At 40.2% G+C, this 14987-nt stretch carries 15 protein-coding genes; 5 read left to right on the top strand and 10 right to left on the bottom strand.

Annotated features, from left to right (window positions below; all coding sequences use genetic code 11):
* The first annotated feature begins 247 nt into the window (after nt 1–247).
* Nucleotides 248–1060 (top strand): transglycosylase domain-containing protein, encoded by an 813-nt coding sequence (locus tag EO114_RS04410; protein WP_126940810.1) that lies wholly within the window; start codon nt 248–250, stop codon nt 1058–1060.
* A 156-nt stretch (nt 1061–1216) separates the two neighbouring features.
* On the opposite strand, the gene EO114_RS04405 is transcribed toward EO114_RS04410, so the two are convergent.
* Nucleotides 1217–1996 carry a PdaC/SigV domain-containing protein gene (locus EO114_RS04405; protein WP_127061760.1) on the bottom strand — a complete coding sequence of 260 codons (780 nt, stop codon included), beginning with the start codon at nt 1994–1996 and terminating at the stop codon, nt 1217–1219.
* A 194-nt stretch (nt 1997–2190) separates the two neighbouring features.
* Here EO114_RS04405 and EO114_RS04400 point away from each other — a divergent pair, with 194 nt between their 5' ends.
* Entirely contained in the window at nt 2191–4275 is a 2085-nt protein-coding gene (locus tag EO114_RS04400; RefSeq protein ID WP_127061758.1) for an OPT family oligopeptide transporter, read from the top strand.
* Between the two features lie 195 nt (nt 4276–4470).
* On the opposite strand, the gene EO114_RS04395 is transcribed toward EO114_RS04400, so the two are convergent.
* From EO114_RS04395 to EO114_RS04365, 7 genes are all read right to left on the bottom strand, one after another.
* Nucleotides 4471–5316, bottom strand: a complete 846-nt coding sequence (locus tag EO114_RS04395) for a metal ABC transporter permease (protein ID WP_127061756.1) — start codon at nt 5314–5316, stop codon at nt 4471–4473.
* A complete protein-coding gene (locus EO114_RS04390; protein ID WP_127061754.1) occupies nt 5313–6161 on the bottom strand; it encodes a metal ABC transporter permease in 849 nt (282 codons plus the stop codon). Before EO114_RS04390 ends, EO114_RS04395 begins: the two co-directional genes overlap by 4 nt.
* Before the next feature lie 8 nt (nt 6162–6169).
* Nucleotides 6170–6919, bottom strand: a complete 750-nt coding sequence (locus EO114_RS04385) for a metal ABC transporter ATP-binding protein (protein ID WP_127061752.1) — start codon at nt 6917–6919, stop codon at nt 6170–6172.
* On the bottom strand, nt 6916–7857 hold the full coding sequence (locus EO114_RS04380; RefSeq protein ID WP_062403587.1) for a metal ABC transporter solute-binding protein, Zn/Mn family: 942 nt from the start codon (nt 7855–7857) through the stop codon (nt 6916–6918). Before EO114_RS04380 ends, EO114_RS04385 begins: the two co-directional genes overlap by 4 nt.
* 359 nt (nt 7858–8216) lie before the next feature.
* A complete protein-coding gene (locus EO114_RS04375; protein ID WP_127061750.1) occupies nt 8217–9392 on the bottom strand; it encodes a metallophosphoesterase in 1176 nt (391 codons plus the stop codon).
* A gap of 22 nt (nt 9393–9414) precedes the next feature.
* Nucleotides 9415–10557, bottom strand: a complete 1143-nt coding sequence (mutY, locus tag EO114_RS04370) for an A/G-specific adenine glycosylase (protein ID WP_127061748.1) — start codon at nt 10555–10557, stop codon at nt 9415–9417.
* Complete coding sequence (locus EO114_RS04365) at nt 10554–11081, bottom strand: 8-oxo-dGTP diphosphatase (protein ID WP_127061746.1); 528 nt, start codon at nt 11079–11081, stop codon at nt 10554–10556. The genes mutY and EO114_RS04365 overlap by 4 nt, the downstream gene beginning before the upstream one ends.
* Nucleotides 11082–11170: 89 nt before the next feature.
* Between EO114_RS04365 and EO114_RS04360 the strand changes: the two genes are divergently transcribed.
* From EO114_RS04360 to EO114_RS04350, 3 genes are read left to right on the top strand one after another with little or no spacing between them, the layout of a single operon-like run.
* Nucleotides 11171–11953, top strand: coding sequence for a DUF4931 domain-containing protein (locus EO114_RS04360; RefSeq protein ID WP_127061744.1), 783 nt, complete (start codon nt 11171–11173; stop codon nt 11951–11953).
* On the top strand, nt 11953–12669 hold the full coding sequence (locus tag EO114_RS04355) for a metallophosphoesterase (protein ID WP_009353234.1): 717 nt from the start codon (nt 11953–11955) through the stop codon (nt 12667–12669). Before EO114_RS04360 ends, EO114_RS04355 begins: the two co-directional genes overlap by 1 nt.
* On the top strand, nt 12666–12896 hold the full coding sequence (locus tag EO114_RS04350; RefSeq protein WP_038144502.1) for a hypothetical protein: 231 nt from the start codon (nt 12666–12668) through the stop codon (nt 12894–12896). Before EO114_RS04355 ends, EO114_RS04350 begins: the two co-directional genes overlap by 4 nt.
* 162 nt (nt 12897–13058) lie before the next feature.
* Here EO114_RS04350 and EO114_RS04345 read toward each other — a convergent pair whose 3' ends face one another.
* Complete coding sequence (locus tag EO114_RS04345) at nt 13059–13787, bottom strand: PepSY domain-containing protein (protein ID WP_164723763.1); 729 nt, start codon at nt 13785–13787, stop codon at nt 13059–13061.
* Between the two features lie 331 nt (nt 13788–14118).
* Entirely contained in the window at nt 14119–14790 is a 672-nt protein-coding gene (locus EO114_RS04340; protein WP_127061740.1) for a PepSY domain-containing protein, read from the bottom strand.
* Between the last annotated feature and the right edge of the window lie 197 nt (nt 14791–14987).

The raw sequence follows: 14987 nt of genomic DNA, 5'->3' as shown, positions 1-14987 counted from the left end.
CATTTTTAATCTATATGTTGCTATTCCATAGCCATTCCCTATAACCTATCATTTCATAATTGCTAAGGGCTAAATCATAATGTCTATTGTTTTTTACTAAAAATACTATAACTCTAACAATCTCAACGTCATCACTACTCTGTTACATTACAAATATCTTATGTGTATATAACAAGGACAATCCACTTTATTATAAGATTCTATAAGTCCTATTGTTGATACACCCTAGATGTGATATGATGAACCCATGAAAACACTTTTTAAACTCATTCTTGTGCTTGCCATTGCTGCTGGTGGTTTATATTGGTTCGCTGGGTATACCCCAGAGGATGCTAAAACGACTACGCAACATGTAGCGCATACGATAAAAGAACAAACCATTGAACAAGGGGAAGATCAACTTTCCAGAATCGACCGCATCAAACGTCTCTTTCATTTTAAAGAAGCTGTAGAGGAGGCCATGGATAAACGGGTGCCACTAGAGCATCGCGTTCGCAGCGAAGACATTAGTCCTATAGTAAAACAAGCTTTAGTGGCTACGGAAGATAAACGTTTTTATGAGCATGGAGCGGTAGACTTCTTTAGCATTGGTCGCGCCTTGTATACAAATACCATAGCCGGGCAAACCGTAGAAGGTGGTAGTACCATTACCCAACAATTAGTAAAGAATTTATTCTTATCCTCCAAGCGTATCATGTCTCGTAAGGTGGAAGAAGTATTTCTTGCCTATTTGATGGAGCATTATTACAGCAAAGATGAAATCATCACCATGTATTTGAACACCATTTATTATGGTACCGATTACTATGGTATTAAAGCAGCCTCTGAAGGATACTTTAAGACAGAACCAAAGGACCTTAACTTAAGTCAAGCTGCTGTGCTGGCAGGCATTCCACAAGCGCCGTCCTACTTTAACCCAGTAAGCAACATAGATGCTACAAAACAACGACAACGGACAGTATTAACCTTAATGGCACAACAAGGGATTATCTCCTATGCAGATATCGATAAAGCCTATTATAAGAGACTTGACGCTCCGAAGAAACAACAGAATCACTAAATAAAAATAGAGGAAAGTTGAACAAAACCTATCAACTTTCCTCTATTTCATTGCCTAGTTATTTTTTACAATCTCTAGCTGTACATATACTTTCTATATTTGATACCACTAGGCATGACTACTTAACAGTTGCAGAGTGGGCTTATGATTTTTAACTTATTTCCCTAAGTTTCCTACTGGCACATAAATGCTACCACTAGACATAGGGGCAATAGTCTCTTGGTCGTAAATCAACACAATCTCATGATTTTCACGGGCAAAGAAACTATTTGGCTTGCCTACTGTGGCATCTGCATAGATAGATTTTTTACCATCTTTCGGTAGTTGTTGTATTCCTGCTGTAATCTTCTCTTGTGGAAGTCCACCAAAGTCATTTAAGGACAGCGTACGGCCTGTGGTGGTATTAAAAGTAAATCCCTTTTCCACGTTTACCCCATGAGACGCATTGTCTTCTATTGTATAGGATGTGATAGTGACAGAAAAAATACCATTCCCATCTGCTTTGACATCATAACTCATATACAGATTTTGTTTTTCTCCATCTACTGCTTTTTCATTCATCTTGTGGACTTGCTTACGAAGCTTTTCTACATACTCTGTAATCGTCTTATTTATCGCTTTCGTCACGTAAGGACTGACAGATTGCACTCGTGGGTATGTCAAATCCATATAATTTTCTTTCACTGTCTCTGGTTTGACTGTTACTTGTAAACGATCTGTAAACGCTTTTGCCGCTGGTGCTACGATTTGTTTTGTATCTTGTCTAGCTTTCATCGTTTCCTCACGGATAATGCGATTGGTTTCTGGCGATGCTGTTGTAGAGATACGTTCACCTACAGCAATCGGTGTTTCTTTCACCACCGTAACATCTGCTGCCTGTAACGCCATCGGTAAACAAGCGGCCATGAATAGAGCGCCAAATATCTTTCTTTTCATAGTCTGTCTCCTTATGATATAGGAATAATTATTTCTTTATATATACACTAACTAGATGAACCTTATATGAATATTTTAACTATATTCTCTCAAAAAGACGTATGTATACAATATTTACTATATTTTTTATTGAAAGTCTATGAGAATACTGATACAATGGATGAGATAGTAGTGTATTTTAAGGAGGTATAACTATGAAGCATGATTTTATGAGTCATGATATTAGCTTACCGGAATTAACAGTCAGAGGTATGTTACTAGGTGCGATTATTACATTAATCTTTACTGCATCTAACGTATACTTAGGGCTAAAAGTAGGTTTGACGTTCTCATCCTCCATTCCGGCTGCCGTAATATCTATGGCAATCTTACGCTTCTTCAAGGATTCCAATGTTCTTGAAAACAACATGGTACAAACGCAAGCATCTGCTGCTGGTACCTTATCTGCAGTCATTTTCGTATTGCCAGGTCTATTGATGATTGGTTATTGGCAAAACTTTGACTTATTGCAAACATTGTTATTATCCGCCTGCGGTGGCTGTCTTGGGGTATTATTTACCATTCCATTACGCCGCGCTATGGTTATGAACAGCGACTTACCATATCCAGAAGGTCGTGCCGCTGCTGAAATCTTGAAAGTAGGCTCCAGTGTTCCTGGTGAAACAGTAAAACAATCTGGTGGTATGAAAGAAATCGTATCTGGTGGCGCATTGGCTGGTATCATCAGTTTTGTTACACAAGGTTTACGTGTCTTAGGCGAATCTAAATCATTCTGGTTCCCTGTAGGTGCTGGTGCTACACAAATTCCTTTCGGTTTCTCCTCTGCTTTATTAGGCGCAGGCTTCCTAATTGGTATTGCTAGTGGTATCGCTATCTTAATCGGTATGATTATTGCTTGGGGTGGTTTCGTACCATACTTAACAAATCATCTACCAAACCCAGATAATTTGGAAGCTATCAAATTCTCTAGTACAGTTTGGAAAACAAAAGTCCGCTTCATCGGTGCTGGTACTATCGGTGTGGCAGCGATTTGGACATTGTTAACATTGATCAAACCAATTATTGAAGGTATTAAATTATCTATTAAGTCCATGACGGCAAGCGCTGAATATCGCGACACACACCGTATGGATACAGATATGAAACCATCTACTATTGGCGTTGTATTTGCATTAATTATTATTGGCTTAATCATTTGCTTCTACTCTTTCGTGTCTGCGCTTCCAATGTCTGCAGGTCTTGCTTGGACATTAGTGATTGCAGGTATCGTAGTGGCATTGTTAATCGGCTTCTTCGTAGCTGCTGCTTGTGGTTACATGGCTGGTTTGATTGGTACTTCTGCAAGTCCAATCTCTGGTATCGGTATCATCGGTATCATCGTATCTTCTCTAGTAGTATTTGCCATCGGTTCTACCAATGACTTATTATCTACTCCAGAAGGCGTAAAATTCTCCACTGCCTTGGCGATCTTCATGACATCCGTGGTTATCTCCATTGCAGCAATTTCCAACGATAACTTACAAGACTTGAAAACTGGTCAATTAGTAGGTGCTACACCTTGGAAACAACAGGTAGCTCTATTAATTGGTTCCTTAGCTGGTGCCGTAGCGATTGCTCCAGTACTTGACTTGTTATACCATGCATATGGTTTTACAGGCGCTATGCCTCGTGAAGGAATGGATCCTGCTCAAGCATTATCTGCTCCACAAGCTACTTTGATGCGTCAAATCGCAGAAGGTATCTTCAATGCTAATATGGATTGGACATACATTTTCTACGGCATCGTAGTAGGTATCGTAGCTATCGTTGTAAACTTAATTTTAAAATCTACAACAAAATCCTTAACATTACCACCACTTGCAATTGGTATGGGTATCTACTTACCTCCAACTTTGGAAATGCCTCTTGTAATGGGTGCCATCATTGGTTACTTCGTAAATCGTTATATTACAAAACGTGCGAAAGAACGTGCTGGTGCTTATGCAGATGCTGACGTAGAACAATCTAATCGCCGTGGCGTATTGTTCGCTTCTGGCTTGATCGTTGGTGAAAGTATCATCGGCGTTATCATCGCTGGTATCATCGCCTTCTCCGTAAGTACAGGTGGTAGCGAAGCTCCACTTCAATTGGCTTTCACTGAAGCAAAATCCTATGGTGATACAGCTGAATGGCTAGGCTTTGCAGCATACATCTTCGTTGCACTTTGCTTAATTCGCATCGTTATTGCTTCTAAATTCAACAAAGCAGAAGCAGAAGCAATCGAAAACATGAATAAATAAAACACTACACATATCACAAAAGAGGCTGTAACCATTTGGTTTCAGCCTTTTTATTTCGCTAAAGAAATACACAAATAACAAAGGACTGAAGTAAATTCTAACACATCATTTTACTTCAGTCCTTTTATATTTGTATCATGCTAGCCTATACAATGCTACCATTATGTATTCTTTCTAGCATATACAATGATACTATTATCCATTGTTTCTACCATATTTATAGATCCACACCAGTCCATAGATACATCCGATGACTGTGGCAATCATACCACCAATGGATACATCCCACAGGAAGGCTAATGCCACTCCAATGGTTGCCGCTATAGTAGATATACACGCACTGATCAAAATCATTGCTTTCACAGAACGAGCTAGCATAAATGCTGTCGCTGGTGGCCCAATCATACAACCCGTTACCAAGATAGCTCCTACTGTTTGGAAGGATGCCACTGTAGTTAAAGAGGTTAACGTCATCAGTCCATAGGACACTGCCATAGGCATCGCTTGATATATCTTAGCACACACAGGATCAAAGGTGATAAGGATTAATTCTTTCTTAAACAGCGCAATACATACCGCATTGATAAGGCATACCAGAATGGCAATCCATAACAACATAGGTCCTAAGTCATAGGCATCTACGGTGAAGCGTTGAAATGTGGCAAAGGCTAAATCGCCTAAAATCGCCGTATCTACATCGAGATGTATGTGTTTACCAAATAAGGTAACTAACACAATGGCTAAGGCAAATAAGAAGGGAAACACAATACCGATAGCTGCATCTGGTCTAATATAACGACGCCGTTGCATCCACTCTACGGCATACACCGTCCCTACCCCCATAGCGGTAGCACCAATGATAAGCCAAGGGGAGTTCAAATCTTTTGTCACCAAAAAAGCTAATACAATGCCTAAAAAAACAGTATGTGTAATGGCATCCACCATCATAGATAAACGGCGCAACACCAAGAATGTACCTATAAGGCTACAGCTGATGCCTGTCACTGTAGCTATACCCCATATTTCTAAGATATGACTCATCCTAAACACCTCCTCATGAGGCGTTTACCATTAGCCAATACTAAACTTAATAAAATCATACCAGTCATAACAATGATGATAATAGGGCCCGTAGGAAGATTGCCCCATAGGGCGCTCACAAAAGTTCCCATAAAGGCGACTACACTACCACAGATGGCAGCAATAATTACCAAGGTCCGCAAGGAATGAGTCCACTGGCGACCAATCATGGCTGGACCAATCAGCAAGGAGCTAATTAAAATAACACCTACCGTCCGTATGCCTATCACAATAGTCACTACGAGCGCCGCTCGATAAAAAAATCGTACCTTTGACACAGGGATACCCATCAACTGCGCCTCAATAGGGTCAAATACGGTAAGACTCAATTCTTTCCAAAGTACAATAACCCCGCCTACAATGCAGGTTCCACAAATGGCCATCACCCAAATGTCACTTTGCATCATGGTTACAGCTTGTCCAAAGATAAACGTATTCAGACCTGCCTGTCCAGCATTTTCCATAGACTGTACTCGCGTTAATAACACTGTCCCAAATCCAAAGAAGGTTGCTAAAATCGTAGCTAAGGCTGCATCAAAACGAACTCCTTTTTGGGATGTTTTATACATAATCCATTCTGACAAACAGGCCGTGCAAATCGCACCTAGTAATAGCACTGTGGTGTCTTTCACACCTGTTAGAAGAAATCCTGCCACTACCCCAGGTAGTGTGGAATGGGCTACGCCATCACCTAGTAAGCTTTCTTGACGCAATACTGCAAAGGTTCCTATGACGCCACATACCAAGCCTAACATCACCGTCCCCAGTGCTACGATTTGAAATGTATATTGTTGTAATAATTCCATGGTGCCTCCTAGTATGAATATGTCTCATCTAGGATAGGGGATCCCACTATATCTCGAACCGGTCCCATGCCCACCAATCTGCGATTGATGCAGAGAACTTGATCAAAATAAGCTTCCAAAGTTTGCAAATTATGATGTACGATCAGCAATGTTTTTCCTGCTGCTTGCATGTCTTTCATAATCTTTACGAGTACCGCCTCTGTCGTCTTATCGATACCCTTGAAAGGCTCATCTAGTATATACACCTCTTGGTTCTCCACCAAAGCACGAGCTAGAAATACACGCTGTTGCTGTCCTCCTGACAATTGTGAGATAGACCGCTGTGCATAGTCTAACATGCCTACCGTTTGCAAGGCTTTTGTCGCCTCATCTCGTTCACGTTTCCCTGGGCGTGTAAACCAACCTAGTCTACGGTAGGTGCCCATCAATACCACCTCAAACACCGTAATGGGATAATCCCAATCTACTGCTGAGGTTTGTGGTACGTAGGCAATATGGTTATAAATACTATTTGTTTTCACGCCTCCATAAGCAGAAACTGTTTTAGCATCTAATGTTAACTCAATCGTTCCTTCTACTAATGGCACAAGTCCTAACATGGCTTTCACCAAGGTTGATTTGCCGGCACCATTAGGACCAACTATGGCCGTCATCGTTCCTTGTTCAATCTGAAAGGATACATCTTTCAGCACCACCGTATCATCATAGGCTACTGAAAGATGATTCACTTTCAAAATACACTTGCTGTCACTCATCATTTAAGAGCTCCTACAATGGTATCGATGTTGGCTTTGACCATGCCAATGTAAGTGCCGCCTTCTGTGTTAGGAGAACCTAAGGAGTCGGAGTATAATTCACCGCCGATAGCTACGTCCCAACCTTTAGCTTTACATGCTTCTTGTACAGCTTCGATTGTTTTATGAGGAACAGAAGATTCTACGAAGATAGCTTTGATTTTGTGGTCTACAATAAATTGTACTAAGTCGTTCATATCTTTTGTGCCCGCTTCTGTAGCTGTGCTCACACCTTGCAAGCCTTTTACTTCAAAGCCATAAGCACGAGCAAAGTAATGGAATGCATCATGAGCAGTGACTAATACACGAGATTGTTCAGGAATTTCTTTCGTTCTATCCTTAATATATTGATCGGCTGCATCTAATTCTTTCATGTATGCTTCGTAATTAGCCACATAGTCTTTTTCATGTTTTGGATCTTTTGCTACTAATGTGTCTTTTACTACTTTGGCTGCTAATTTCCAGTTTTGTACATCGAACCAAATATGAGGGTCTTTTGCATCTGGACCTTCTTCTTCAAAAGCTAACAATGTGGATGGATCCATATCTTTAGACACTTCCACTACTGTTTTGTTGGATTTTTTTAATTCTTGGAATACTTGGCCCATTTTACCTTCTAAATGGATACCATTCAAGAAGATTATATCGCCTTTTTGTAAAGTAGATACATCACCTGCACTAGCTTGGTATAAATGTGGGTCTACCCCAGCCCCCATCAATCCTTGTACTGTTACATGGTCACCACCAATTTTTTGTACTAAATCTGTAATCATTGTTGTAGTAGTTACCACTTGTAATGGCTTACTATCTTGTACCGTATCCGCTTGCTTTCCACAGCCTGCAATAGCCATAATACAAACGGCAAACACAATGAACAACCGCCATAATTTAAATTCTTTCATGGTCTTTCCTCCCTTACTAAACATGTGGGATGTCCCGTACTATCCCTAAATTAAAAATTCCATGAGTCTTACTTAGCTATACTATATCACAACTGATACTATTTCTCAATATAAATTTTTAATTATATCTTTCAAAGATCGAAAGAATTAGCTATTACCTATATTATCATTTATATTTATGATAATGGATATTGTTTACTCTATAATATATCATTAAACATGTCCTATGTGTGCCCAAAAAAGTCCACTTTGAGATGACAATATATTTTTTTGTGATATACTACAGGTACAAAAGTTAATCAAATCCATTGAAACAAAGAACCCCCACAGTTGCCGCTGTGGGGGTTCTGCTTTTTCACTTACAAAATCGTAAACACCGTCACTTCTCTAGCACAGTTCAACCGCACAGGGAACCAATGTCCCGACCCTCGGCTTACATAGGCAAATAATCCTTGTTCTTCGTAGAGTCCTTTCCAATACGGCTTATACACCGGCACTAGGTTCACGCCCCATAGATTAATCTGTCCTCCATGGGTATGTCCAGATAAGGTTAATGGGATATGTCTACGGAATGCTTCAGGGATATAGTTCGGATGGTGCGCCAACAAGATAGGATATGCATTGTCGGGCATACCTTTCATGGCTTTGTCCAACAAGCGCACATTTTCCTCTTGCACATCGTCTTTAAAGTGGTAATCCATGCCCACTAAATACACAGGGCGAGGTCCACCTAATATCTGTTGATGACTGTTACGATACATGTGCATCTTCGTTTGGTGGAACCGCTTCCACACACGCTCTACATCGACGCGGTATTCGTGATTCCCTAAAATATAATCAATGCCATCAGGAAAATCTTGTACACGGCTATCTAGATAATCTGCCACTTCATCAAGATACCCCAAATCATCGATTAAATCTCCAGTGATAACCAGTCGATTCGGGTGTTCACTAGCAATGGCATCTACCATTTCTTTCAGTTTGTCCATGCCGATGAAAGGGCCTATATGAACATCGCTAAGTTGCCCAATTTTATATCCTTTCAACACCTCTGGTCTATCTTTCAAAGCCAACTGTATCTTGCGTAGTTGCAGTTCACCATTCCCTTGAAAGGCCGCTACTGATCCTGTGACACCTACTACAGCAGGTACCACCACAGCAGTACGTTTAAAGAAATTCCTCCGTGATTCGTCGATATGGCTATCTCCGCTGTCAGAGCGAGCCCCTAAACGCATAAGTCCGTAGAATACACCGAAGATCGTCAATACTGCAAAGGTGCTGAACAGTGCTACGACTAATCCATTCAGTTCGATTAGGACCGGGCGTACTAGATCCATCATCATACCACCATGGATGCTGTACATAAGGCGTTGTAGGACAATCGTTCCTACTGCAAGGGCTAACCCCAGTACACCACCATAGATTAGGCCCTTTCGTTTCGAACTATTTCTAAATAAGGTTACCCAGTATCCTGTCATAGTTCCAAAAAGAGCCATTCCAAGTACTAAGATTCCCATCAATATATATATTCTCATCTATATCACTCCTCGGTATAGATTAACAAAGATCAATGAACTTGCCATGAGGCCCTGCCCAAGGTAAGACGTGAAAGGCCTCTTTACGACAGAGAATCCAATCCTCCTTCAGAGGAATAATCTGACCTTCTGCTACAGCTTGTTGCACCGCTTCATCACCTTCTAGCATAATTGTATTCGACGAATCTATTGCCACCTCTGTAGCTTCTCCTCGGTAGCCTTTCATCGTCCATTTGCGATGGCTAAAAATATGGGTTACTTCCTTTGCCATAGGTCGTTCCATAGTGACGGTAACCCCAATGGATTGTAACCCCTCAATTAATTCTACTTTGCGACTCTCTGCTGTGCCACCTTCTACGCTGGGAAACTCCCACATATTCTGCAGCAATCCTTCTTTGGGTCTTCGATGCAATAGGTAGTACCCATCTACTGTAGAAATAATCCCTACGTATAATTGGACAGATTGTACCTTTGTTTTCTTAATCCGTATAGGTAACTGTTGCTCTGTTCCTACTGCTTTTGCTGCACAATCCTGTACTAACGGACAGGCCTCACAACGAGGTGTTTTAGGAATGCAAATAGATGCCCCAAAGTCCATAAGGGCTTCGTTGAAGTCGCCTGGTCGATCGTAGGGCATAGTATCCTCTACCAAGGAAGTAATCACTTTTTTCCCTACGGTCCCTAAAATATCTTCGTGGATATTGTATAGACGAGCATAGACACGAAGTACATTCCCATCGACAGCAGGTTCACGAAGGTTATAGGCAATGGAGAGCACTGCCCCTGCTGTATAGGAACCTACTCCTTTTAAAGATTCCATTTCTTTTCGTGTTCGTGGTACCTGCCCACCATAGGTTTCTACCACTTCTTTCACACCTTGATGCAAATTACGAGCCCTAGAATAATACCCCAAACCTTGCCATGCCCGAACCACTGTATCTTCTTCGGCACTAGCTAAACTTTCAAGTGTTGGAAATTGCAACACCCAGTTTTCAAAATAAGGACGCATGGCCTCAATCCGGGTTTGTTGAGACATCACTTCCGACACCCAAATACGATAGGGGTCTTTACTTTCACGCCAAGGTAAGTCACGCTTATGCACATCATACCAATTTAATAAATGCTGTGTCCATGCCACTTGGCTTTGCTGTTCTACTTGTTTCACTTCATGCCCTCATATATCCAAGCCGTCACACGGTCTACATCGTCACTTTCTAGCACCTTTTCTACAGTTATAAATTGCATGGATTCTATCGTACTATTATCTTCTTTGAAAGTAATGATACCTTTCAACTTCTCGCCACGCCAAACCCGTGGAATCCACTCTTCATCACCAGCCCACATATGGTCAAAGGGAGTGTTCTCCAACGTAAACCAATGAGGCTTCATCTCTTCTGATTCCAAAGGAATACCTTGAAATTGTTCTACCATATATACATAACTAATATGACTCAACTCCGGTGAGTAAGGGAACTGAAAGTCCAATAGCGCCACTGCCTGTAGGTCCTCTTCTTTCACCAGTAAGGATACTTCTTCGAAGACTTCTCGCACGGCGCAAGCACGGAAACTTTCACCATCCTCAATTTTACCACCAAATCCATTATAATAGCCGGCTCCAAAGCCGCGTTTTTTACGTCCTAATAAAAATAAATTCTCCCGTTTTGGAAAACATAATGTTGTAGGTCTCATAGTTCCTCCTATTCTTTTTTTATTATATCATGTTTCACACTTTCATAAACCTCGCCCCCTATGATACTATAGTAATAGTGAGGTGAACTATGAAAGAACCATTAATTTTTGATATTGCTCTGGGACAAACAAAGCCCAACAGCATGCACAATCGCGACGGGCACTGCCCATTTTGCGAACCCTCGCAATTAACCGATATACTAGATACATCTGGGTCCATCATTTGGCTCATGAATAAATACCCTGTATTAAAACACACATGGCCTACAGTTATCATCGAAACTCCACCCCATGTGCATACAGAATATTCTAAATTACCCTTGTTAGATGCGGTCCATATTTTAGAGTTTGGGCGAATGAAATGGGAGGAGGTAAAATCCGACCCTCGTTTTACCTCTGTCTTATTCTTTAAAAATTACGGCCCCATGTCTGGAGGCTCTATTTATCACCCTCACAGCCAAATCATTGGCCTAGAGGACTATGATTACCGTGAAGATATTCACAGAGAACATTTTGAAGGATGGCTCATCTATGAAAAGGATGGTCTGCGCATGACTTTATCTAATCGTCCTATCCATGGATTCTTTGAATTTAATATGCGGTTTGATCCACAATTAGATACATCCATATTAGCCAAATATTTACAACGTATCTTACGCTATGTATTAGAAGGATTTTCTAAATATGTAAAATCTTATAATCTATTTTTCTACGATATAAATGACGGTTATCACTATCTAAAAATTGTACCACGCTATATAACATCACCGCTTTTCATCGGTTATGGAATTTCACAAGTGTGTCATGAAACACGCGCCTTAGAGGTTATCCGTCATATACAACCATATTTACACAATTCTTTGGAGGTTTAATGAAAGTTTTTGCCATTGGCGATTTACACCTATCTGGGCAACCACCAACAAAACCTATGACCATCTTCGGTCCACACTGGGATAACCACTGGGAACGTATCCAAGCACACTGGCGAGAACATATTGATCCTAATGACCTAGTCTTTCTAGTAGGTGATATGTCTTGGGCTATGCGCCTTAGTGATGCAAAGGTAGATCTAGATACCATTGCGACCCTGCCTGGGAAAAAGTTTATGATTCGTGGCAATCACGATTATTGGTGGACAAGTCTACAAAAAATGAATACTCTTATGGAAGGACGTATCACATTCTTACAAGGTAGAGGTTTGTACCATAATGGTATCGCCTTCGGCGGCACGAAAGGCTATATCTATCCACAAGACCCTTTCTTTAAAGAAGCTGATGACCGCCACATCTATGAGCGGGAATTAATACGTACTAAAGCAGCTCTAGACGCTATGGAAACTGCTATTACTGAAAGTGGTGATGACCCATCTCAGATAACACGCATACTGTTACTGCACTATCCACCCACCTTAGAAAATCATGCCAATGGATTTACGGACCTACTAGAACAGTACCAAGTAGATCACTGCGTGTTTGGTCATTTACATGACAAAGCATCATTTCAAAAAATACCTTCTCATTGGGGGCATACACAATTACACTTAGTCTCAGCAGATGCTGCTAATTTTATGATGAAGGAGATACCATGAGCCGTATCCACAAAGAACACTTACAAGCAGGGTACATCTTTGGTGACCCTCATAACTCAGAATACCTATACCTACCCGCCGGAGAAGTTGGCTCCAGCGACCCTCGATGCATATTCGAACAAGGGCCTACAAAAGAAGACCTAACCCTAGACGAAGCGTGCCGTATCATCGATCGATATACACTAAAACCATGTAAGCACCCAAAACTAGGCAAACGGTCATTTTAAAATGCTATTCCTCCTAAGGAGCGCAGTTACGTGTGGAACACTAGTGGCGTTTCTTTTTTCTAAATAAAGAAACCCCTCGCTTTTTCCTTATCAAAAAAACACACCTTTAACGTATTAAAAATAGAGGAAAGTTGATACTTAATCAGCTTTCCTCTATTTTAATTAGTGTTTATGTTTCTTCATGTCTGTACGAATAATCTCGCCATTCGTAGCATTTACTGTAACTTCAACCTTCTTACCTGTATTATCTACCATATCTAAATCATACACAAGCAAGTCTTTATCTTTTTCTAGCTCCCAACTAGCTACCTTAAACTCACTTCCCAGAGCCTTTTCTACCGCACTTTTCGCCTGGTCAGGAGTGATAACGTTATTAACATCAAAGGATTTACTCATCAATCGTTCTTCTGCCGTTAAAAACCCCTTTCCTTGCACAAAACTCTTAAGTTGCTTCCACCCCTCTTTAGCCATGTGCTCTAAGGAATCGCCATCTTGTATTGTCTTCACTTTTCGTTTGATAATTTCCCCAGACTCCGTTATATTCACAGATATCTTCTGTCCATCCACAAACCCTTCTACTTCATACATAGGCATATACTTCATAGTATAGGATACCGCTGTAATATTAGCATTAGGATAGGCTGTTAAGAACGCACTTGTAGCTCCTTTGTAATCAATACGTTTTTCACTTTTAACACTAGAAGTCGTATGGCTATCACCTGGTAAAATACTATTCTGATTCGTGTTTGTATCATTTATGGTAGCTTCCGTAGCCATAGGATTTTCCGTCGTAGGATTTGTGATATCTTCTGCATTAACTATACCAGCTGTTACTATTCCTGCTAATCCAATTGTTAATACTTTTGCTTTTACACATGTTTTTAAATTCATAATTACCTCTCTCGCAAACATAATAAGCTAATACTTCTTGCATATATCTATGCATCTCTATATTGGTATGATACCGCCTACATATGAATGTATAATGAATTTTGAATGAATATTACATGAAAATTGCATGAATATTATATGAATTCGCAAATTAAGCAAGTTATTACACAATGAATAGATCTGCTTTCTTATAAAAATACAATGCCACTAGCTCTACAATAGAGCTAGTGGCATATGTATTCTCAAAGGGTTGTAGTTATATAGTAAGGGAGTATATTTGTGTATTATTTGTATTTAAAGTAAGGGAATTATAAGGAGAATTTCACTAGAATTAGTACTTGCTAGTTTTTGCTTTTACATTGATAATTTCGCCAGTCATTGCATCTACTTTGACTTCAGCTTCTTTACCACTGCCATCGATCATATCTAATTCATAGACTAGACGTCCATGCTCTTTTTCTACAGACCAATCCATTGCTTCAAATGTGCCGCCCACTTTTTCCTGAGCTTTTGTTTCTGCCACTTCTGGCATAATGATATCATTTACATCAAAAGCTTTAGACATACTATGGTTGCCTTTCATAGCTTGACCATACATCATGGAACCCTGTTGTTTCATATGTTTACCTTGTTTCAAAGGTTTTACTTCTGTATTTAAAATATCTCCATTTTCACGGATATGCATTTCAATTTTTAAACCATCCACGATACCATCTACTTCGTAAGTTGGGTTATGTTTTCCATCATAAGAAATACCTACAATTTGTGCATCCGGATATAAGGATTTAAATTTTGTAACTACCCCTTTATAATCTACATCACTCAATGGTAATACGCTAGGCACCACGCTACCTACACCATTCCAAGAATTAATTTTAGCCATTTGATCTGCTGGCATATTTTTCATCATACTTGTGTTCGCAGCATTTGCTACACCACTTGCCATCATAAGTCCTGCACCTAGAGCCATCACAGCAGCTCCTAAACGAAACATTTTTTTCATAATCTCCTCCTTCACGTGCCCGATGCATCGTGTCTTGGTTTTTAATTAAGGAATATTCGTTATTTCTAACTTGTTTATATCATATCCTATGAATATGAACCAATTATGAAAAAAGAATGAGCCGACCATGAAGTTACAATGAATATTAGATGAAGTTGTATCCCCTATTACATACATATATTCCCACATTTGACAAA

The sequence above is a fragment of the Veillonella sp. 3627 genome (assembly GCF_003992195.1).
Taxonomy (GTDB): Bacteria; Bacillota; Negativicutes; order Veillonellales; family Veillonellaceae; genus F0422.
Note: the sequence above shows the minus strand (reverse complement) of the source record. Positions and strands in the feature narration are given on the sequence as shown.

Excerpts from the sequence above, each read along its gene's own strand:
- EO114_RS04410 (WP_126940810.1), top strand. The coding sequence starts at position 248 with ATGAAAACACTTTTTAAACTCATTCTTGTGCTTGCCATTGCTGCTGGT.
- EO114_RS04405 (WP_127061760.1), bottom strand. The coding sequence starts at position 1,996 with ATGAAAAGAAAGATATTTGGCGCTCTATTCATGGCCGCTTGTTTACCG.
- EO114_RS04400 (WP_127061758.1), top strand. The coding sequence starts at position 2,191 with ATGAAGCATGATTTTATGAGTCATGATATTAGCTTACCGGAATTAACA.
- EO114_RS04395 (WP_127061756.1), bottom strand. The coding sequence starts at position 5,316 with ATGAGTCATATCTTAGAAATATGGGGTATAGCTACAGTGACAGGCATC.
- EO114_RS04390 (WP_127061754.1), bottom strand. The coding sequence starts at position 6,161 with ATGGAATTATTACAACAATATACATTTCAAATCGTAGCACTGGGGACG.
- EO114_RS04385 (WP_127061752.1), bottom strand. The coding sequence starts at position 6,919 with ATGATGAGTGACAGCAAGTGTATTTTGAAAGTGAATCATCTTTCAGTA.
- EO114_RS04380 (WP_062403587.1), bottom strand. The coding sequence starts at position 7,857 with ATGAAAGAATTTAAATTATGGCGGTTGTTCATTGTGTTTGCCGTTTGT.
- EO114_RS04375 (WP_127061750.1), bottom strand. The coding sequence starts at position 9,392 with ATGAGAATATATATATTGATGGGAATCTTAGTACTTGGAATGGCTCTT.
- EO114_RS04365 (WP_127061746.1), bottom strand. The coding sequence starts at position 11,081 with ATGAGACCTACAACATTATGTTTTCCAAAACGGGAGAATTTATTTTTA.
- EO114_RS04360 (WP_127061744.1), top strand. The coding sequence starts at position 11,171 with ATGAAAGAACCATTAATTTTTGATATTGCTCTGGGACAAACAAAGCCC.
- EO114_RS04355 (WP_009353234.1), top strand. The coding sequence starts at position 11,953 with ATGAAAGTTTTTGCCATTGGCGATTTACACCTATCTGGGCAACCACCA.
- EO114_RS04350 (WP_038144502.1), top strand. The coding sequence starts at position 12,666 with ATGAGCCGTATCCACAAAGAACACTTACAAGCAGGGTACATCTTTGGT.
- EO114_RS04345 (WP_164723763.1), bottom strand. The coding sequence starts at position 13,787 with ATGAATTTAAAAACATGTGTAAAAGCAAAAGTATTAACAATTGGATTA.
- EO114_RS04340 (WP_127061740.1), bottom strand. The coding sequence starts at position 14,790 with ATGAAAAAAATGTTTCGTTTAGGAGCTGCTGTGATGGCTCTAGGTGCA.